A 19,423-nucleotide genomic window follows, 5' to 3' on the forward strand; every position below is an offset into this window, starting at 1 on the left:
TATTATTCTTTGCCATCCTGTTAATTTTGACCGGGGGTTTTAGTAGTATCTGCCGGGGCAGCGTTATTACCGGTGGTATCAGTTGCTGTTGTATCAGGGGCCGGTGTTTCTATTTTTATAGGTTTACCTGTTAATATCCCCATCTTTTGTTTGGCTGTAGATAATATATCGTCATTGCCTTTATAATTATCAATAATGCTCTGCAAAGTAGCTTTAGCCTGGAAATTATCTTTTAGCCTTACATAATTATCGGCCAGCAAAATATAGGTTTTGGCTACCCAGTAATCATAGTTGGGCATTTCCTTAGCCAAATCAAAACACATTTTTTGCGATGTTTTGTATCTGCCCTTTAAATATTCAATATTGGCGATATTGTATTTAGCTTCGGCGGCAGCTACGGTTTTGGTATTGGTTACGGTGTAGTCAAATTCCTTAACAGCCGCGGTAGTATCGCCTTTTTGTAGGTAAGCCTGACCAGCGTATAAACCGGTACGGAACTTGTCTTCCTGAGCCGCCTTATCATTGCTTCTTACCTGTTTAACATAGTTTAATACGTCATCAGGCATTTGCATTTGGGCATAGCAAAGCATCAGGTTGTTGATAGCATAAGAGTAATCTTCCTTAAACTCTGAGTTGGTTTCCAGTTTTTTCAGGAATACAACAGCGTCGTTATATTTTTTCTGCCCGATGTATAGCTTGGCCATGGCTACAAGCGATTTCTCTGTATAAGCACTTGTCCAATCGTTCAGGATAACGTTATAATCAACAACAGCCTCGGCAGTGCGGTTCAGGTTAGCTAAGCTTTGCGCGCGAATAAAGCGGGCCTGCTTTTCATAGATCTGTTTGCTCGGGAACTTATCAAAATAAGCATTAACAGCACCAAGAGCTCCCTGCCAGTCGCCTTTTAAGTAAAGATTGTTAGCCGCGGTGATCATAATATCTTCCTGTTGCGAAGTAGTATAATTACCAATAGGAGTGCTGGTAGCATAGTTGATAAAAGTTTGGGCATCGCCTTTATCGGTATATATTTTTTCAATTTGTTTCAGCGACTGCTTGGCCTCGTCTGTTGATGAATAATCGGCAATTACCTTTTTAAATGATTCAACGGCAAGGTCGTCATTACCTGCATTGTAGTCAATTAAGCCAATGGTAACCAGTGCACGCGGCACATAGCTGCTGTTTGGATATTTCTGGATCATGGCATTCAGATCTGTTTTTGCCCTGTCGCCATCGTTTTTAAGGAAATAGGTATAAGCTATCTCAAACGAAGCATCATCGGCATAATCTGAATTAGGGAAAGTGTTTAGCACATCATTTAGGGTGCCTATCTTGGTATCCAGTGACCCCTGCAAACCCTGTATCATACCGCGTTGAAACAAGGCGTAATCTTCACCCTGGTTGTGCATGGCAATAATGCGGTTATAATAATCAAGGGCTGTGCTGTAGCTTTTTAGCACAAAATAGCTATCGCCGAGCCTGGTAATAGCATCGTTCTGGGTATTTTGATCTATCTGGGCACCGCGTAAAAACTTTTCAAAGTAGTTAGCAGCCTTTTTATACTGTTCGCCATAAAAAGCGGCATAAGCAAGGGCATAGTTGGCGTAGTTTGACAGATCGGTTTCCTTAGCTTCGGGCATGCTCAGGAAGCGCTCAAAGTTTTCGACCGATTCGCCATACTTGCGTACCTCGTACATAGATTCAGCCATCCAATAGGTGGTTAATGCCTCGGTTTTGGGGTCAATGGGGTTTTTTAGTGAGCGCAGAAAAACACCTATGGCATTTTCAAAAGCGCGTTCATTATAAAACTCCAGCCCGCGGTAGTAAGTAACTTTCTGGTAAGCTATCTGCGCGCTTTGTGATTTATTGGGGATGGGTTCCAGTATCTCAACTGCTTCTTTATAGTTTCGCGAGTTCAACAGCTCTTCGCCAAGTAATATTTTTACCTCATCGTTACGGCGTGAGCGAGGGTAGTTTTTGAGGTACATGCGGGTTGCAGCCAGCGCTTCGGTATTAAAATCGAGTTCGTACGATAGCTTTGCGTATTCATATAAGGCGTCTTCCTGTAACTGCTTATCGTAAGTGAGTTTTGAAGCGGCTAAAAACGCATTACGGGCGCTTTGCTTGTTATTCATTTTCAGGAAAACATCGCCCAGGGTATAGTTACCGCTTTGGCTATATACGTCGCCCTGTTCAATCAGGCGCTCCAGTTCGGTAGCGGCTTTGGCGTAATTGCCCACCTTATAATAAGTGTAACCAATTTGATAGCTGTCCTGTGTGTTTTGTGTTTTACCCTGGTCGCGTGCCTGAAAACGGTCGTAATATTTAACCGCATTATCATAGTTGGCTTTGGCAAAATACGAGGCGGCAATAATGCGCAGCATTTCGGTTTCGTGCTCCTGGCGGGTGCTGTTTACAATAGGTACCGCGTAGTTCAGCACATCGTCATAGCGTTTATCCAGAAAGTAAACTGCCGAGATATAGTACGGGTAGCTTTTTTCGTATTTCTTTGAATTTTTTAACCTTTCAAAATTTGCCAGAGCCAGGTGATAGTCCTTATTTAGATAAGCTATGTAAGCAAAGTAATAGGTGGCATCCTCGGTAAATTCCGATTTTCTTGCTTTCACCTCGGCAAAAAGGAGCTGGGCATTTTTAAAATCGTTAACAGAGAAATATGCATATCCCTTGCGGAATTTGTATTCGGTATTATCATGGCCATTTAGTTCACCAGCCTGCACTTTATCAAACCAGCGCAGCGCGTCCTGGTACTTACCCTGCTTAAAGTACGACTTACCAATCTGGAAATAGGCGAGCTTGGTTAAAGGGTTTTCGGGATGTTCTTTTATAAAGCGCAAAAACATGCTTTCTGCATCGTCGTTGCCCAGGTTAAGAGCGCAAAAAGCTTCATAATACTGACAGTTTTCTTTAACTAGTGACAGCTCAGTTTCAAATTGGGGCTGAGTGCTTGTTTTAAGTCGGGATGTTTCCACAAGACGAAATTGCTCAACAGCGGCCACGTACTTCCCCTTGTCCATCAGATCAATAGCCGTGTGATAAGTACGGTAAATTTGTGAGGAAGGGTTTTGCTGGGCACGGGCTGTTGAAACAATAAATACCGGGATTAACAGGGAGATGTATTTAATTTTGATCATAAAGCGCATACTAACGATGTTGCTAAATTAGCGAAACGAAAAAGAGCGGTTAACATAAGTAATTAACAAATGTGGAAAACACCTTTACCTTAACGAAGGTAATATGTAAGATAATATGTGTGTGGAAAACTTTAAAATTATTGAACAGGGCCATAGCTGGATGGTGCCAAAGGTAATAAATTGTATTTTATAGGTACAATTTATTTAACAATTAAGCATTATATAACATGGTGTATTGTGTGCCGTTGATGTTTGTTTTAATGGGTCGCTTTTCAAAGCGGCTGCAGTTGTTTGGTATATCATGGTTATTTGTTTTTCTGTTTTTTCCAATGGCTTTAAAAGCGCAGAAAACAGCGCCGCCTATTGCTTTAAATAATGAGCGTTTGCCGGTACAACCCAGGGAATTTTACATAGCTGCGGTGATTGATGAACGGGCCGACCGCGGCGCCGTAGCCTGGCTTTTGCCAACATCAGGAACTGTCTCCACTACCCCCTTATATAGGTTAGATTTAAAAGACGGTGCACAAGCGACCGTTATGCAATTTGTTAATTATAGCATACCGCCCAACAAGACCTTACGCCCTGTTATAATCAGGATAAAAAAATTAAAACTTACCGAAAGCCTGCAAGCCGATGGACGGGTAGAAGGTAAAATGGAAGCGTTGTTATCGTTTGATTTGAAAAGGGTTTATGACAGTAATCATTTAATTGATTACCGAACCACTTCTACCTATTACCGTACCACTGCGCAACAATATGATACAGAACCATTATTTAGGAATGTGCTCCAGGCCGGGCTGGTTTATTTTAACACCTGGATAAACCGCGAGGCCAATACCAATATAAAGCTGGCGAAAGGGGTAAAAGTAACGTTTAGCGATTATACTGAGCAGCCCGAAGGTGATACTATTTATTATTCGGTTCAAAGACCTTTGCGATGGGACGATTTTAAAGCCGCGCCAATAGGGGAGAAGTACGAGGCCTCGGTTTTGCCCAGTATTGGGTACAACGAGCGGGTGGAGATTGTAAATGGAATAATAAATGTAAACCTCGCTATCAAGACATTTTTGCCCAAAAGCACCGCATGGGTACGGTCTGGCGGGAACAACACCTATAGCCTGAATCATGAACAGCGGCATTTTGATATTGTAAAAATAATTGCTGAACGTTTTAAGCAGAAGATAAGATCTGAAAAACTACCGGTTGATAATTATGATGGGTATATTAATGTATATTACCTGGAAGCGTTTCATGAAATGAACGTAATGCAGGATGAGTATGATAATGAAACCAGTCATGGCATCAACCAAATGGCGCAGCAGCAATGGAACGAAAAGATTGATAAGGAATTGGGACGTTTTAAGCCCTGAGTGCAGATTGATAGGAGAGGGTAAATTATCTTTCATTTATTTTTGAAAGTTTAAAAACTCTTTTACATTTGTACATGGAATTGGCAGAAGCAAAGTTGAAATTTATTGAAGCCTGGGGTAAGCTGGGATCGGAGTGGGGGATTAACCGTACCATGGCGCAGGTTCATGCATTGCTGCTGGTTTCGCCCGAGGCGTTAACCACCGAGGAGGTAATGGCCGAGCTTAGTATATCACGTGGTAATGCCAACATGACCCTTCGCGATCTGATTGACTGGGGCCTGGTTGAAAAGCAGCATAAAACAGGAGAGCGTAAAGAATATTTTTATGCGGAGAAAGATACCTGGATAATAGCCCGGCGTGTAGCAGAAGAACGGAAAAAACGTGAGCTTGACCCGGTCATCAAAATATTAGGTCAACTGTCGGAAGTTAAGGGAGATGAAAAAGACCCGGCTTTTAAGGCATTTAACTCATCGGTAATTAATATCAATAAGTTAGCTAATAACGTGAATAAAACATTAGAAACCATGTTGAAAGCAGAAGAGAACTGGTTTTTTGGCGCGATATTTAAAATATTTAAGAAATAACTTTTATTATAGGGGTTAATATGTTAGGCAGCAGCATTCAATTGCCGGCTTATGCTTCCCAGTAAAACATCAATATCAAAAGGTTTGGCTATATAATCATCTGGTGCCCCTATTTGGTTTAATGAATTGGAAACATCGTGGCTTGCAGATATCAGTATTACAGGAATATTGTGTGTTTCTTTATTGGTTTTGATACTTCGGCACAGATCGCGCCCATCCAAAGTTCCCAGCATAATATCAAGCAATATCAGGTCGGGTTGGTTTTCTTTTATTTTGTCAAGAAGTTGATGTCCGTTAGCGAGGGTTTCAACCTCATACCCGGAATCTTCAAGTATGTACTGTATCACTTCTAAAATGTCGCTGTCATCATCTACAGCTAATATCCGTCTCATATTGTCTATTTTAAGCTACTTCCACAAATTGCCTTTAAAATGATAATAAATGCATCTGATACACTTACACAATATTTATACCAGTTTTATTTGTTAAATGCTTAAAATTCAATTGTGTATTTTTATTTATACTTAACCAAGCGAAAATTTAAAGCTGCGGCACTGCAAAAAATAAAATAATAAATTGTTTTAGCATCATTTTAAGTACCTGTTCAAATGCTCGCTTTAATATACAGGCTGTTTATAAAGCACCTTCAGATTAATAGGATCAATTTATAAAAACATAGCTTGCTCTTTTGCACTTTGCACAGAAATATTTTCTAACAGGTAAAAAAAACAAAACTCTTTTTGTAAACCAGCTTCTTTTTAACTGAAAATGGAACGGTTCACCACATTTAGTGCAGTGATATTTCTTTCTTTTGGATTTGCTTATACTTAGGTCGCTCACTACAAATAAATAGAGGGGCACAAATTACAATACCTTCCATAATAATGAAGGACTGGAAAATTAAAACTTACCAATAAGTAAGTATTGATTAATTGAAAAGAGAAAAAATAATTAATTGATTAACGCAGTATGTATCGTTTACGCTGGCACCTGTAACAGATGTACCGTTTAATAGGAAGAAAGAATAATAAGGTTTTTACAAAAAAGCCTCTGGGTACCCTGCTATCAAGTTCTGTTTTACACCGTGGGCACAAAGGCAATTTTCTCTTTGCTGGTTTTATGGATTCATTTATAGAAATCACCATAACACGATCCGTGGAATTTATATATTATTATTTATTTAAATCAGCTACGATAACAAAAATAAAAAAATTATCAATATCTTAACCATGTATGTTAATTATTGAGTAATTGATTGAAATTTGCTCGTAATTAAATTAATAATGAAATAAAGATGGTTTTTAGCGAATGCTTTTTTAATATTTATTAATTATAATAAAATATTTACCTGTGAGCTTAACTAATTTATAGCCATTGTAAACAGCTAAGTCAGCTCTCAATAATGATATTATTATCAGCAGAACTAACTTCACGAAAATATAAATGCGGGTTTTATATTAAATTATTAACCTTTTCAACCAGTTCTGATAAATCAAATGGCTTATTGATAACGCCATCGCAACCGTAATTAAGCAAATGATTGTCGTTATTTAAATAGGCCGAAAATATAATAACCGGTGTGCTGCTAAATTGGGGGTGTAGCTTAATGCTTTTACAGATTTCGCCGCCTGTAGTACCTGCAACGCGGTAATCCAATATAACCAGGTCTGGTATAAATTGCTCCATTAAAGGTAGTACATCAACGCTATTTGAAGTGCTTTTTACCTCGAACTGTTCATAAGTGAGTGTTTCATGAACGATATCTAATATGTCCTGATTATCATCCAATACCAAAATACGTTTTGACATAAAAAATATTAAAAATGTGAAAAGGCCGAAAAGGTACTAACGTATACGCTAAACTAATATACAAGGTAATGGCAACAGCTTCGAATAAAAAACTTATCGGATAAATTAACATGCAAATTTAACTATTTTTATATTATAGAGTTACAAAAAAGGTCCATTTTTAGTAAATTTTTTGTTCTAATTAAAAACTTTGAAAAATAGTGAGCAAAATACAATGGAGGCGCAGCATATTAATGATTTAATTGTGCAGGCCCCGGTGGCTATCAGTTTTTTAAGGGGGCACGAACTTATCATTGAATCGGCCAATGAACACATGCTCGAATTATGGCGCAGGCAGCATGATATAATCGGTCAGCCGCTTGCCGTGGCTATGGCAGGACATGATAAGCAAACCTACGTTAAATTGTTGTATGATGTTTATAAAAGTCATCATATTCACTATGGTTATGAAACTAAAGTATGGCTTAACCGTAATGATCGCGACAATCTGTTTTACTTCGACTTTGTTTATAAACCGGTTAAAGATGCCGCCAATAACGTAACCGGCGTTATGATCATTGCTACCGAAGTAACCAAACAGGTGGTAGCAAGGCAACTTCTGGAAGATGCCGAGGAACGCCTGCGCCTGGCAATTGAGGCTACAGGAATTGGTACCTGGGATCTTGATATGGAAGAAGATGTTATTTTTACTTCTCCAACGCTTATCGAAATGATGGGGCTTGATCCGGAAGAGAAAGTTACCCGGCAGCAAATGTATGATATCGTTCATCCGGATGATAAGCTTATAGTATCCAGGGCCCTTGAAGAGGCCATAAAAACCGGTATTTATTTGTACGAAGCCCGTATTATATGGCCCGACGGCTCTGTACATTGGGTAAAGACCAGAGGAAAAGTGATATATAATGAGCAGCACAAGCCTTTACGCATGCTGGGCACTACCAATGATATTACCGAACGCAAGCAGGATGAGATCATGAAGAATGATTTTATAGCAATGGCGAGCCATGAGTTAAAAACACCGCTCACATCACTGAAGGCCTATATACAATTGCTGCTTGCAAGCGCAAAAAAAAGGAGCGATACTTTTTACATCAGCGCGCTTGAAAAATCTGAAAGACAGATCAATAAGATGACGAGGCTGATACATGGATTCCTCGACCTGTCAAAAATTGAATCGGGCAGGTTACGGCTTAATACCCAGGATTTTGATATCAACACACTCATTAATGAGGTAATAGCTGATAGCATGCCTGCTGCCCCGGGCCATAACATCGTATTTAATGCCGGCTCACCTATTTATATCAAGGCGGATAAAGAAAAGATATCCCAGGTACTTGGCAATCTTATAAATAACGCTGTAAAATATTCTGCAAGCGGCAGTACTATAACCCTAACCGCAAAAACAGAAGTCGAAAGTTTAAGAGTGGGCATAAAAGATCAGGGTATAGGCCTGAAACCGAAAGATCAGCAAAAAATATTTCAGCGTTTTTTTCGCGTAGACGATGAAAACACCCGTGGCCAGTCGGGTTTTGGCATAGGCCTTTACTTATCAGCCGAGATTATTAAACTTCACCATGGTTCAATTGGTGTTGAAAGTGAAGAGGGTAAGGGATCTGAATTTTACTTCTTACTGCCGTTGCAAGGGTAACCGGCTAAATTGCAATGGTTTTATCTCTAAAAATCCGAAACTCAAATATTGTTATTACTTTAGACGCATTACACATGGCTTAATTTCATAAAGCTATTTGCCCATACGTATAACAGTTTTAAAATTATGGTATTACTAATTATCCTGATTTGCATTATCCTGCTTGTTTTATTGGTAAGCTGGGGTAAGGTTAATCCGTTTATCGCGTTTCTTTTAGTATCTATTGCGGCAGGTTTAATGCTGGGTATCCCCATAAATAAGGTCACTGCCTCGGTGCAAAAAGGTATGGGCGATATTTTAGGCCAGCTGCTTATCATTATTTGTTTGGGCGCCATGCTGGGCAAACTGGTTGCCATAAGCGGCGCCGCACAAAAAATTGCCGAAGTATTGGTTAACGCGGTTGGCAAAAAACATATCCAGTGGGCATTGGTGACGGCCGGCTTTATTATAGGTATCCCCTTGTTTTATGGTATTGGTTTTGTGCTGATGGTGCCGCTCATATTTTCGGTAGTATATAAATATAAATTGCCCGCGGTGTATATAGGTTTACCCATGCTGGCATCTCTCTCTGTTACACACGGGTTTTTACCGCCGCACCCTTCGCCATCGGCGTTGGTAGTGCTGTTTCACGCCAACATGGCCACAACATTTATTTACGGACTGATGATAGCCATTCCGGCTATTGTGCTTGCCGGGCCTGTGTTTGCAAAGTTCCTGAAAAAAATACCATCCGAACCATTGGCAACCTTCAGGGCCGAAGAGCTGCATGCAGATAAGTTACCCGGCGCTTTTAATAGCTTTTTTACCGCGCTGCTGCCGGTAATGTTATTGATGCTCACTGCGTTTTTCCCCTTCCTGGGTATTAAAGATCCGGGCTTGTTGAAAATTGTGAATTTCCTCGGCGATCCGTCTATAGTAATGCTGATAGCCCTTATTGTGGCAACTTTTACATTGGGTATAAAACAAGGTCATACTATGGGCAAGCTTGCCGGCAATTTTACCGATGCCGTAAAAGATATAGCCCTCATATTGCTCATTATAGCTGGCTCCGGCGCTTTTAAGGAAGTGTTAACCGCCAGTGGTGTAAGTGATCAGATAGCTTCGCAACTACAGCAGTTTAACCTGCCGCCGCTGATTTTGGGCTGGGTAATAGCGGCTATTATCCGCATCAGTTTAGGTTCGGCTACGGTGGCCGGGTTAACAGCCGCAGGTATTGTTGTCTCGGTAGTAACGAAAAACCATGTAAACCCTAATTTAATGGTGCTGTCTATCGGTGCTGGCAGCCTTGCTTTTTCGCATGTAAATGACTCCGGTTTCTGGCTGTATAAAGAGTATTTTAACCTCAGTATAAAAGATACCATCAAATCATGGTCGGTGATGGAATCATTGGTTTCGGTAATTGGTTTAATTGGCGTATTGATCATTAATCAGTTTGTAAAGTAAATTAACCGCTATGAAAAGATATGTAGCCCCTGTAATTGCTCTGGTAATGATAGTGCTGATAAGCAATAGTACTTATGCTCAGCAGACCGGTAATTATTATGCCTCGTTTGACGGTACAAAAATATACTACGAGGTAAAAGGTGAAGGTTTCCCGGTGATACTTATACATGGCTTTTCGGGCACAGGCGAGGGTTGGAAGCGAGGTCCTCTTTATAACGATCTGCTGAACGCCGGTTACAAAGTGATTATACTTGATCAGCGGGGTAATGGCCGGTCAGACAAGCCGCACACTGATGCCGCTTACGCTAATGATGCTGAGACTAAAGATATAATAGGTTTGGCTAATAGTTTAAACCTCAAAAAATATGATATTGTAGGTTATTCGCGTGGTTCCATCATTGCTTCACGCCTGTTGGTTTTAGACAAACAGCGGGTGCAAAAAGCTGTATTGGGTGGCATGGGCGATGCTTATACCAATCCAAACTGGACAAGACGGGTACATGCTTATAAAGCACTCATGGGCGATACTTCCCTGCATGATGTGGATGATATGATGAAATACATCCACAGTAACCCTTTTGATGAACTGGCGCTTGCCCTGCAGCAAAAATACCAGCCATCTACCAGTAAACAGGAACTGGCTAAGGTACAGATCCCGGTATTGATCATTCGCGGTACGGAGGACAAAGAGAACGGATCAGAAACCGGATTAAACAAACTTATACCTCAATCAAAATTAAGTTATGTACCAGGCGATCATAATAGTGCAGGCAGAAGTGTACAGTTTTCGACAGATGTGCTTGGTTTCCTGAAGTAATTACCGGCTTAATTGCCCTTCCTTTGAACTTTTTTGTATACGGCTTGCTATTTGCGTAAGTGTAGTGAAGTACAATTTGTTAACACTTATGAAAAAGTTAATGATATATGTTTGCGTATTTGTGGCATTTCTGCTGATGCTCACATTGAATGCACAGGCGCAAACAAAAAAGAAAAAAGATATTAGTCCGCAGGGTAAAGGCGCCATTATTGGCGGCGCGGGCGGTGCTGTGGCAGGTGGTTTAATTGGCCACAATGTTAAAGGGGCACTTATTGGGGGTGCATTGGGAGCAGGCGGCGGCTATATTATAGGTAACGAAAAACGTCGCGCCGACGAGAAAAAAAGACGTGCCTGGCGCAAGGCCCATCCAAGGCATCACCATCACTATACTAAAACCACCACCACGATAACTACTAATTAGTAATGTTAAAAATGGTTAAAAAGCCTCCGGAGTATTTTATCTGTGGGCTTTTTAAATTACATTGAGTGTTTCAATATTTTATAATGTTGCGAAATGGCTGTTTTGCACGTAATATATCAGGTAATTTACAAACAGCGTGCTTTAATATTTCGTTTAATATATAATGGGTAAAAGGTTTGCGGTATTAATTTTTTGTTTATTTCCTGTTATGGTAATGGCCCAGGGGGGCGTCGCTAACATTCCTGATACCATCAGAATTAGTGACGATACATTAGTTGCCCAGCGCGATTTGATTGACATAGCAAGATCTATATTTAAAATAAAGCCGCGAAAAATATCGGCGCGCGAACAAAAAAAGGTGTACTTTTCTATTTTACCCATCTCTACTTCCGATGGTCGGAGCGGGGGCAAAGCATTGTTTACATCAACCACTGCTGCATTTTATCTTGGTGATCAGGGAACAACCAACCTCTCCAGTCTTACTTTTACTCCTTACTTTAATTTGAGAGGGCGTTATGGGTTGCCCATCAGGTCAAATATTTGGCTAAATAATAACCAATGGAATATTGTGGGCGATACCCGGGTGCTGGTTTACCCGCAGTATACCTGGGGTCTTGGTGGCAACCAGCCCGAGGCCGACCGCTTTCTGGTAGACTATAAGTATGTGCGGTTTTATCAAACCGTTCTGAAAAAAATTAAGCCCTATTTTTACGCGGGTATTGGCTATAACCTTGATTATTACATGGATATTGAGGACGATGCCGGAAAGACCCTGCATGATTTTACAGGCTATAATTATGGCACCGGAACGGGGCAGGACGTACTTGCATCGGGCGCTACGTTCAACTTGCTGTATGATACCCGTAAAAACTCCATCAATCCATTACCTGGGGCATATGCTAACGTAATTTACCGAATTAACAGCAGGGTATTAGGCAGTCATAATAACTGGCAATCATTGTATATTGATTTGCGCAAATATGTGTCGCTAACCAACGTAGGCCCTAAAAATGTACTGGCCTTTTGGGCTTATTACTGGACATCGCTCACACCCGGCACACCATATCTGAGCTTGCCCAGTCTGGGTTGGGAGCCCTACCAGCGGTCGGGCAGGGGTTTTGTGCAAAACAGGTACCGCGGCCAGCGGCTGGCTTATTTTGAAACCGAGTACCGCCGCGATATAACCCGTAACGGTTTGCTGGGCTTTGTACTGTTTGCCAATGTAAACTCTGTTACCGAAGCTAATAAACATGATTTTGTGTACTGGCACCCCGCCGGCGGCACAGGGTTGCGTTTTAAATTCAATAAAAAATCGGGCACAAACGTCAGTTTAGATTATGGGGTAAGTAAAAATTTCTCATCCCTGAACCTGAATTTGGGCGAAACCTTTTAAAACATACTATAAGAGCGCTTGTTGAAAATAAATGACAAATAAACCATAGGTGTTTATGATCTAAAACTTTATTTTTGGCGCATGTTTTTATCAGGCCAATCGTAGTTGCTACTTTTCTCTGCCTATCGCCGGTAATAATCCCATAGAATTTATGCTGTAATATTTGTTAACCCTGGTTCGGCCGAACCATCTGCCAAAATTTATATGACAAGAAAAAAATACGTATTCCTTATACTCATTTTGGGCTCACTTACAGCACTGGGCCCGTTTTCGATAGATATGTATCTACCTGGCTTTACCGCTATTGCAAAATATCTGCATACCAGTACCGATCAGGTAGCGCTTTCGTTATCCAGTTATTTTATAGGCATATCTGCAGGCCAGTTATTGTATGGCCCGCTGCTCGACAGGTTTGGCCGTAAGCGCCCTCTGTATTTCGGATTGAGTCTTTACATCGTAGCATCTGTTGGTTGTTTTTTTTCTACCTCGCTGGAAATGCTGATCATTATGCGCTTTTTCCAGGCTATAGGCAGCTGCGCGGCCAGTGTTGCGGCTATGGCCATGGTTCGCGATCTTTTCCCGGTTGAGGATAATGCCAAGGTATTTTCCCTGCTCATACTGGTACTTGGCGCATCGCCCATGCTGGCGCCAACTATTGGCAGCTATATAACCGCGGCATTTGAATGGCAGGTGATATTTCTGATACTTACCGTTATTGCGGCGCTGATACTTTTGGCTGTTATATTCGCCCTGCCCGAAAGCTATCAGCCCGATCCATCTTATTCTTTAAAACCGCGACCCATTATTGGTAACTTTTTGCAGGTGCTTAAAAACCCACAGTTTTTAACTTATTCGCTGTGCGGCGCCTTCGCGTTTGCGGGCTTGTTCGCCTATGTATCTTCATCGTCCATCATATTTATAGAAGTATTTAAGGTGAGTCAAAAAGGCTTCGGGTGGATATTTGCGGGTTTATCGGTTGGTTTTATAGGTTCGAGCCAGGTAAACAGCCTGCTCATGAAAAAATATAAAAGCGAGCAGCTTGTAAATGCATCGTTGATATGGATGGTGTTTATTTCGGCGGTATTTTTAATAGGGTCGCTTAATGGTTGGTTTGGTATCGGCGGTACTATTGCCATGATATTTGGGGTGCTATGCGGGGTAGGTATCAGTTATCCAAATACCGCTGCTTTGTCACTCGCGCCATTTACCAAAAACGCGGGCTCTGCATCCGCATTGGTGGGCGCATTTCAAATGGCCATTGGCGCATTGGCATCAATTGGTATTACGTTAATAAAAAGCCATAGCCCGCTGCCTATGGCCGGGGTAATGGCAGCATCGGCTGTCGTTGCATTATTGGTATTACTGATAGGTAAACGGTTTATTAAAGATAAGGTTGAGGCTAAGGCTGATGCCAGTGTAATGGCGCACTGATATTAAAAGCCTTACGAAGTTTTTAAAACTTCGTAAGGCCCTAAAGAAGCTTACCCTGTCATCTCTCGGAGGTACGAGGAGAGATCTTGTACAGGGTGCATGTCCACGCGTATAGGATTTCTCCCTGCAGTCGAAATGACAATTCTTTTTTCTTGAAAAAGAGGCTGATATTTGCACATCTGAAATCCATCGTCTACCCCAAAACTTCATCAATAATACCAAACTCCTTGGCTTCGCTGGCTATCATCCAGTAGTCGCGGTCTGATACATCATATACCTTTTGGTAGGGTTGTCCGCTGTGTTTGGCTATGATCTCATAGAGCTCCTGCTTCATTTTACGTATCTGAACGGATGCTATTTCAATGTCCGACGCCATACCCTGTGCTCCGCCTGATGGCTGATGCAACATTACTCGCGAGTGTTGAAGCGCCGCCCGCTTACCCGCCGCACCGGCGCATAATAATACCGAACCCATAGACAGCGCCATGCCGGTACATATAGTAGCCACATCGGGCCCTATGAAGTGCATGGTGTCATAAATACCCAGGCCGGCATAAACCGAACCACCAGGTGAGTTGATGTACATCTGTATATCCTTCTTGGCATCTGTCGATTGCAAAAAGAGCAGTTGCGCCTGGATAATGTTGGCCACATTATCGTCAACTGCCTGGCCAAGAAAAATGATACGGTCCATCATCAGTCGCGAAAACACGTCCATCTGGGCCACGCGCATCTCACGCTCTTCGGTTATATAAGGTGTTTGGGCAATTGGGAGGCTGTTTTTTTCAACCCCGGCCATGAAACTATCTACCCGCGTACCGGCAATAGCATGGTGCATGACCGCATATTTGCGGAATTCCTGTTTATCAATATTCATAAAATTGGTTGTTTTTAGGTAAGGATTTTACCTGTCGGTTTTAAAAAAAATACGGGCTATTTTTTGCCTGAAGCTCAGATGTTCGGGCTGAGTGAATAATTGCTGGTGTACAATTTCAATTTCCTGTTTCAATTGCTTGCGGCCGTATTCGTTTACCAGGCTGTAAACCTGCAGTTGCGCCGAAACATTGGCATGCAATTCCTTGTCAATCAGGGTTTTTGCCTCAAATAATAAGGCATCAGCCGGGGCCTGTTTTTTGAAGAGGCGCCTTTCTATCAGTGTTATGTTATTCAAGGAAGTCCTCATAGGTTAATGTTTTTTGTTTAACGGTTTCCCTTACTTTTTCAATGCACTTATATTTTTGTACCGTCGCCGAGCGCACGCCCGAAAAACCAAACATTGGGGCTATTTTTGCCATAGGCAGCTGGTCATAATAAAAAGCACGCAGCAATTCCATACAGCGTTTACCTGCAGTTTCTAAAAAGCTCAATAATTTGTCCTGGACAATGGGCAATGTGGTTTCAACGGCTACATCATGGACATTATCCAATGGCGTTGTCTGGCTGTTATCCTTAAATCGTTTTATCCATAAATAGCGGGCAGTGCCATAAATATACGCGCCCGCGCTGCTGTTGACTTGCACACTTGCCGACCGGCTTTTTTCATAGTAGCTTACCAGCGCATCCTGAAATACATCTTTAGCTTCGTCAAACGAGCCGCCGCATTTGGCTACATATTTGGCCACAGCCGGGAAAACCTTTTGATATAAGGTTATAAAAAGCTGTTGCCTTGCATCCTGCTCTTCTAAATTAACCGCATTCATAGTTTACTGTTTATTACTATGTGTAAATTACAACAACTATATCACCTTTTTTATGGAAAAAGGTTTTTAATTCCTCTTGTTATTCTCAAGAACGAAGGATCTTCTTCGTTATATCAGTCACCTAACAGGCACTTTACACTGTTCAAGATGGCAAAATTATTTCAGCAACGCTCTCCGGCTGCAAAATTGTTCCGGGAAATTCATCCAGGTTTTTGTAATATATCTTCGGGTCTGTACCGCTCTGCTCCATGGCCCATACCGCCATTGTATATAAAATTGGCTTCAGGCGTGAGCCCGACACTGTAAGCCGGTAAGTAACGTGCGGCGGCACTACAGGTTTGGCTTCCCTTATTACCAGGTTGTCGACCTCCAGCTGTTTCAGGTGCTGGATCAATACTTTTTCGGTAATCGCCAGTACGGCCTTCTTCAATTCGCTGTATCGTTTGTCGCCCGATAGCAGATGAAATAAAATAATGGGTTTCCAATAACCTCCTATCTTTTCCATCACGTAGGTTACCGGGCATTCCTTAAACGCCGTCTGCTTATTTTCCTGTATGGTCGAACTTTCTTTAATAGCTGTCATAGATACATACTTTAGGGTAAGTACTTGTATAAAAGTAAGTACTAAGATAGCTTTGCTGATAACAAAAACAAAATATAAAGTTATGAAAATCACCATCACAGGATCATTAGGAAATATCAGCAAACCCCTGGCTAAACTATTAATAAACGCGGGCCACAAGATAACCATCATCAGCAGCAATGCCGATAAAACAACGGACATTGAAGCCCTTGGTGCAACAGCCGCCATAGGCCTGGTTACAGATGTAGCCTTCCTTAACAAAGCATTTACAGATGCAGATGCCGTATATACCATGGTACCGCCCAATTTTGGGGCATCCAATTTTCGCGAGTATGTTGGCAGTATCGGCAAAAACTACGCGGAAGCCATTGAAAAAGCAGGAGTACGGCGCGTGGTTAACTTAAGCAGTATAGGCGCACACCTTGCCTCGGGAACCGGTCCCATCACCGGATCGCATGATGTGGAAACAGCTTTGAACAAGTTAACGAATGTTGCTGTAAAACACCTGCGCGCGCCATTCTTCTATTTTAACTTTTTTGGCAATATCGAAATGATCAAAAATGCAGGTATCATGGGCTCAAACTATCCTGGCAGTGCCAGGTTGGTAATGGTTCACCCGGAGGAAATAGCTGTCGTTGCAGCGGAGGAACTGCAGCAGCAATTTACCGGAAAAAGCGTGCGTTACCTGGTAAGCGACGACCGTACCATTGGCCAGGTAGCAACCATTTTAGGTACCGCCATTGGCAAACCCGAACTTCCGTGGATTGAGTTTACCGATGAACAGACCTTAGACGCGCTCCTGCAAGATGGCCTCCCACCCGAAATGGTCCGCAATTTTGTTGAAATGGGAACCGCAATACGCTCAGGGGTATTATGGGGAGATTATGATCAAAATAAACCTGCAATACCGGGTAAAATTAAACTGGAGGAATTTGCAAAAACCTTTGCCGACAGGTTTAACCACGCCTAATGAGCAAAATTGGGAAAGCAGCCAGTCTTGATATGATCGGGACCGGCTGCTTTTCTTTTTTACAAATATTTTAAATTATCGCTTTTACTCCTGGTATTTTCACCAGCAAATAACCCAAGGCAAATGAACCGGTTACTGCCAGCGGCGCTACAAAAAGCAGCTTAACGGCCGGATCAAGAGCCAAAGGCTTAAACATCATCGACAGCGAAATGAGCACCAACGGATGGAAAATATACACCGCGAAGGCAGCCCTCGACATATTTTTTATAAATGCCGGCTGCGCGTTCCATTTTTGTTTAGCGATACCGAGTAACGCCGTTATCATAAATATACCCGTAAACTGCTCCCAGCAGGCGTACATTAATGATTGCCAGTACCCCTTGCCGCTAAGTGTTTCAACTGGACTGTTGGTAACAACTTTTACGTAATAAATTATAGGAAAAACAACCACAATCATTATTAGAACTATCACCGCGAAGCCTTTACTCATTTTATAACTGACCTTGTTAAGCCACTGCCCGCGCGAGGCTATTATACCCAATGCAAACAGGGCTATATATTGGACAAAGTGCCCCAGTTGAAAGCCAACAGGCGCTAACACCCAACCAATTGGAAACACCGACCTTGCCAGGTAACTACCCAAAGCCAGCGTTAGCGCGAATAAAACAATATTGAACGTGCCAGGAGCTTCCCCTAAAGAGAATGGTACATTTTTTAGTAGCAGCATAGCACCTACATATACCAGGTTAAACAACAGCAAAGCAGCTACAAACCACAATACGCCAAAATCAATCCATGGATGGAAACCACTCAGGTATTGCATATACGTAATATGATGCCCCATCCCAAACCGGTAAACCAGATAACTTAACACCGGCGATAGTATAAAAGAATAAAAAACAAGCGGGATGCCGAGTCGTTTCAACCTGTCGGTCATAAAGTGGGCCGCCCCTTTTTTACGATAAGATGATTCTGTAAAATAGGCCGATATAAAAAAGAAAAAGCCCATAAAAAAAGACTGGTTGACAGCCACAAACACGGTCATGAATATTTGCGCAACCGTATGGGTAGTTTTTTCGCTGTAATACCAGCCGCCGGGCGCACCATAAGTAATAAAAGTATGGTGCAACACCACCAAAATGGTAAGTACTACTTTCAGATTATCAATATATACTATTTTACCGGCTTTAATATTGCTGCCACTAACAGTGGACGGCACAGGGATTTGTTCTGCCATTATCACAGGTTATGAAATGTAATACGATTCTATACATCTAAATGATACATAAACTCGGTATTAGTTACACCTGTGTTAATAATTAATTAACCAACTGTCCTCCTTTGCGTTTATCTGCGGGCAGTTCCTGGTATTTTTTATAGCTCTCACTTAAATATTTGGTGAGGTTAAATTTAGGGTCGGTATAGGTGGCGACGGACGGGATATATAGCACAATAAAATTATCCAGGTCTTCGCCCGTAAGCGGAACATACTTTGCTATATTTTCGTGGGTAAACACTTTGGCTATCTGATCACGCGTCCCTTCATTCTGCACAAACTGCTCTTCTTTTTCACGCTTCTTTTCGTCCTTCTTCCAGTAATTCAGTCTTAATGCTACCCCTCCTTTATAGTAACCTGTTTTTTCATCGCGCTGGTAAACCATGGTTTGCCCATGAAAATCAGGAGCAGTATAACCGCTCGCGGGCTTCTTTACTTCCATAGAGGTTACTTTCACTTCATTTAGCATGGTTTGCTTCGGAGTTAAAAAGATTTCCATTTCGCGCAAATCCGTTACTATTACTGTGTCGGGTCTGTAAAACGCCCCGGTAAATAAGAGCTTGTCGTCCGCTTTAGCATCTATACTGAATTTTCCGGCTTTATCGGTCAGCACCTGTTTGCCGTTGCGGGGGTTTTCGACCATAATATTGGGTAATACCACTCGTGTTTTGATCTCATACACGGTGCCGTTTTGTGTAGTTTGAGCATAGGTAACCGCTGTAACAAAGCAACTTATAAAAATTAAAAGCAGGTAACGAAACATGCATAAAAGTAGTGAGAAGACTCGACGTTTTTTAGCAACTGTACTTTTTTAACGAAAATTAACATT

At 41.7% G+C, this 19,423-nt stretch carries 18 protein-coding genes; 9 read left to right on the forward strand and 9 right to left on the reverse strand.

What is annotated here, in order from left to right:
* Positions 1–20: 20 nt before the first annotated feature.
* Positions 21–3,149, reverse strand: coding sequence for a tetratricopeptide repeat protein (locus SNE25_RS10720; RefSeq protein ID WP_321565094.1), 3,129 nt, complete (start codon positions 3,147–3,149; stop codon positions 21–23).
* A 227-nt stretch (positions 3,150–3,376) separates the two neighbouring features.
* Between SNE25_RS10720 and SNE25_RS10725 the strand changes: the two genes are divergently transcribed.
* On the forward strand, positions 3,377–4,519 hold the full coding sequence (locus tag SNE25_RS10725; RefSeq protein WP_321565095.1) for a hypothetical protein: 1,143 nt from the start codon (positions 3,377–3,379) through the stop codon (positions 4,517–4,519).
* A 74-nt stretch (positions 4,520–4,593) separates the two neighbouring features.
* The gene (locus tag SNE25_RS10730; protein WP_321565096.1) at positions 4,594–5,103 is read left to right on the forward strand and encodes a GbsR/MarR family transcriptional regulator; all 510 of its coding nucleotides are present in this window, start codon (positions 4,594–4,596) and stop codon (positions 5,101–5,103) included.
* A 23-nt stretch (positions 5,104–5,126) separates the two neighbouring features.
* On the opposite strand, the gene SNE25_RS10735 is transcribed toward SNE25_RS10730, so the two are convergent.
* Together SNE25_RS10735 and SNE25_RS10740 are read right to left on the reverse strand one after the other, a co-directional pair.
* The gene (locus SNE25_RS10735) at positions 5,127–5,495 is read right to left on the reverse strand and encodes a response regulator (RefSeq protein WP_321565097.1); all 369 of its coding nucleotides are present in this window, start codon (positions 5,493–5,495) and stop codon (positions 5,127–5,129) included.
* 1,060 nt (positions 5,496–6,555) lie between these two features.
* On the reverse strand, positions 6,556–6,912 hold the full coding sequence (locus SNE25_RS10740) for a response regulator transcription factor (protein ID WP_321565098.1): 357 nt from the start codon (positions 6,910–6,912) through the stop codon (positions 6,556–6,558).
* Between the two features lie 190 nt (positions 6,913–7,102).
* Here SNE25_RS10740 and SNE25_RS10745 point away from each other — a divergent pair, with 190 nt between their 5' ends.
* The 6 genes from SNE25_RS10745 (at position 7,103) to SNE25_RS10770 (ending at position 14,065) form a co-directional block, all read left to right on the forward strand.
* Entirely contained in the window at positions 7,103–8,560 is a 1,458-nt protein-coding gene (locus SNE25_RS10745; protein ID WP_321565099.1) for a sensor histidine kinase, read from the forward strand.
* A 126-nt stretch (positions 8,561–8,686) separates the two neighbouring features.
* Complete coding sequence (locus SNE25_RS10750; RefSeq protein WP_321565100.1) at positions 8,687–10,003, forward strand: gluconate:H+ symporter; 1,317 nt, start codon at positions 8,687–8,689, stop codon at positions 10,001–10,003.
* Between the two features lie 10 nt (positions 10,004–10,013).
* Complete coding sequence (locus SNE25_RS10755) at positions 10,014–10,820, forward strand: alpha/beta fold hydrolase (RefSeq protein ID WP_321565101.1); 807 nt, start codon at positions 10,014–10,016, stop codon at positions 10,818–10,820.
* A gap of 88 nt (positions 10,821–10,908) precedes the next feature.
* Positions 10,909–11,241: a YMGG-like glycine zipper-containing protein gene (locus tag SNE25_RS10760; RefSeq protein ID WP_321565102.1), complete on the forward strand. Its 333-nt coding sequence runs from the start codon at positions 10,909–10,911 to the stop codon at positions 11,239–11,241.
* Between the two features lie 163 nt (positions 11,242–11,404).
* Positions 11,405–12,634 (forward strand): BamA/TamA family outer membrane protein, encoded by a 1,230-nt coding sequence (locus SNE25_RS10765; RefSeq protein WP_321565103.1) that lies wholly within the window; start codon positions 11,405–11,407, stop codon positions 12,632–12,634.
* 204 nt (positions 12,635–12,838) lie between these two features.
* Complete coding sequence (locus SNE25_RS10770; protein WP_321565104.1) at positions 12,839–14,065, forward strand: multidrug effflux MFS transporter; 1,227 nt, start codon at positions 12,839–12,841, stop codon at positions 14,063–14,065.
* A 193-nt stretch (positions 14,066–14,258) separates the two neighbouring features.
* On the opposite strand, the gene SNE25_RS10775 is transcribed toward SNE25_RS10770, so the two are convergent.
* The 4 genes from SNE25_RS10775 to SNE25_RS10790 all read right to left on the reverse strand — a co-directional run bounded on the left by SNE25_RS10775 (position 14,259) and on the right by SNE25_RS10790 (position 16,348).
* Positions 14,259–14,942 carry an ATP-dependent Clp protease proteolytic subunit gene (locus SNE25_RS10775; protein ID WP_321565105.1) on the reverse strand — a complete coding sequence of 228 codons (684 nt, stop codon included), beginning with the start codon at positions 14,940–14,942 and terminating at the stop codon, positions 14,259–14,261.
* A 27-nt stretch (positions 14,943–14,969) separates the two neighbouring features.
* A complete protein-coding gene (locus SNE25_RS10780) occupies positions 14,970–15,248 on the reverse strand; it encodes a hypothetical protein (protein ID WP_321565106.1) in 279 nt (92 codons plus the stop codon).
* Positions 15,229–15,765, reverse strand: a complete 537-nt coding sequence (locus SNE25_RS10785) for an RNA polymerase sigma factor (RefSeq protein ID WP_321565107.1) — start codon at positions 15,763–15,765, stop codon at positions 15,229–15,231. Before SNE25_RS10785 ends, SNE25_RS10780 begins: the two co-directional genes overlap by 20 nt.
* A 142-nt stretch (positions 15,766–15,907) precedes the next feature.
* Positions 15,908–16,348: a winged helix-turn-helix transcriptional regulator gene (locus SNE25_RS10790; RefSeq protein ID WP_321565108.1), complete on the reverse strand. Its 441-nt coding sequence runs from the start codon at positions 16,346–16,348 to the stop codon at positions 15,908–15,910.
* Between the two features lie 82 nt (positions 16,349–16,430).
* On the opposite strand from SNE25_RS10790, the gene SNE25_RS10795 reads away from it, so the two are divergent.
* Positions 16,431–17,318, forward strand: a complete 888-nt coding sequence (locus SNE25_RS10795) for an NAD(P)H-binding protein (RefSeq protein WP_321565109.1) — start codon at positions 16,431–16,433, stop codon at positions 17,316–17,318.
* A gap of 70 nt (positions 17,319–17,388) precedes the next feature.
* On the opposite strand, the gene SNE25_RS10800 is transcribed toward SNE25_RS10795, so the two are convergent.
* Entirely contained in the window at positions 17,389–18,555 is a 1,167-nt protein-coding gene (locus SNE25_RS10800) for an acyltransferase family protein (protein ID WP_321565110.1), read from the reverse strand.
* Positions 18,556–18,637: 82 nt separating this feature from the next.
* Positions 18,638–19,357: a hypothetical protein gene (locus SNE25_RS10805; RefSeq protein ID WP_321565111.1), complete on the reverse strand. Its 720-nt coding sequence runs from the start codon at positions 19,355–19,357 to the stop codon at positions 18,638–18,640.
* Positions 19,358–19,423 lie beyond the last annotated feature (66 nt).

This window comes from Mucilaginibacter sabulilitoris (assembly GCF_034262375.1).
Taxonomy (GTDB): Bacteria; Bacteroidota; Bacteroidia; order Sphingobacteriales; family Sphingobacteriaceae; genus Mucilaginibacter; species Mucilaginibacter sabulilitoris.

Excerpts from the sequence above, each read along its gene's own strand:
- SNE25_RS10720 (WP_321565094.1), bottom strand. The coding sequence starts at position 3,149 with ATGATCAAAATTAAATACATCTCCCTGTTAATCCCGGTATTTATTGTT.
- SNE25_RS10725 (WP_321565095.1), top strand. The coding sequence starts at position 3,377 with ATGGTGTATTGTGTGCCGTTGATGTTTGTTTTAATGGGTCGCTTTTCA.
- SNE25_RS10730 (WP_321565096.1), top strand. The coding sequence starts at position 4,594 with ATGGAATTGGCAGAAGCAAAGTTGAAATTTATTGAAGCCTGGGGTAAG.
- SNE25_RS10735 (WP_321565097.1), bottom strand. The coding sequence starts at position 5,495 with ATGAGACGGATATTAGCTGTAGATGATGACAGCGACATTTTAGAAGTG.
- SNE25_RS10740 (WP_321565098.1), bottom strand. The coding sequence starts at position 6,912 with ATGTCAAAACGTATTTTGGTATTGGATGATAATCAGGACATATTAGAT.
- SNE25_RS10750 (WP_321565100.1), top strand. The coding sequence starts at position 8,687 with ATGGTATTACTAATTATCCTGATTTGCATTATCCTGCTTGTTTTATTG.
- SNE25_RS10755 (WP_321565101.1), top strand. The coding sequence starts at position 10,014 with ATGAAAAGATATGTAGCCCCTGTAATTGCTCTGGTAATGATAGTGCTG.
- SNE25_RS10760 (WP_321565102.1), top strand. The coding sequence starts at position 10,909 with ATGAAAAAGTTAATGATATATGTTTGCGTATTTGTGGCATTTCTGCTG.
- SNE25_RS10765 (WP_321565103.1), top strand. The coding sequence starts at position 11,405 with ATGGGTAAAAGGTTTGCGGTATTAATTTTTTGTTTATTTCCTGTTATG.
- SNE25_RS10770 (WP_321565104.1), top strand. The coding sequence starts at position 12,839 with ATGACAAGAAAAAAATACGTATTCCTTATACTCATTTTGGGCTCACTT.
- SNE25_RS10775 (WP_321565105.1), bottom strand. The coding sequence starts at position 14,942 with ATGAATATTGATAAACAGGAATTCCGCAAATATGCGGTCATGCACCAT.
- SNE25_RS10780 (WP_321565106.1), bottom strand. The coding sequence starts at position 15,248 with ATGAGGACTTCCTTGAATAACATAACACTGATAGAAAGGCGCCTCTTC.
- SNE25_RS10785 (WP_321565107.1), bottom strand. The coding sequence starts at position 15,765 with ATGAATGCGGTTAATTTAGAAGAGCAGGATGCAAGGCAACAGCTTTTT.
- SNE25_RS10790 (WP_321565108.1), bottom strand. The coding sequence starts at position 16,348 with ATGACAGCTATTAAAGAAAGTTCGACCATACAGGAAAATAAGCAGACG.
- SNE25_RS10795 (WP_321565109.1), top strand. The coding sequence starts at position 16,431 with ATGAAAATCACCATCACAGGATCATTAGGAAATATCAGCAAACCCCTG.
- SNE25_RS10800 (WP_321565110.1), bottom strand. The coding sequence starts at position 18,555 with ATGGCAGAACAAATCCCTGTGCCGTCCACTGTTAGTGGCAGCAATATT.
- SNE25_RS10805 (WP_321565111.1), bottom strand. The coding sequence starts at position 19,357 with ATGTTTCGTTACCTGCTTTTAATTTTTATAAGTTGCTTTGTTACAGCG.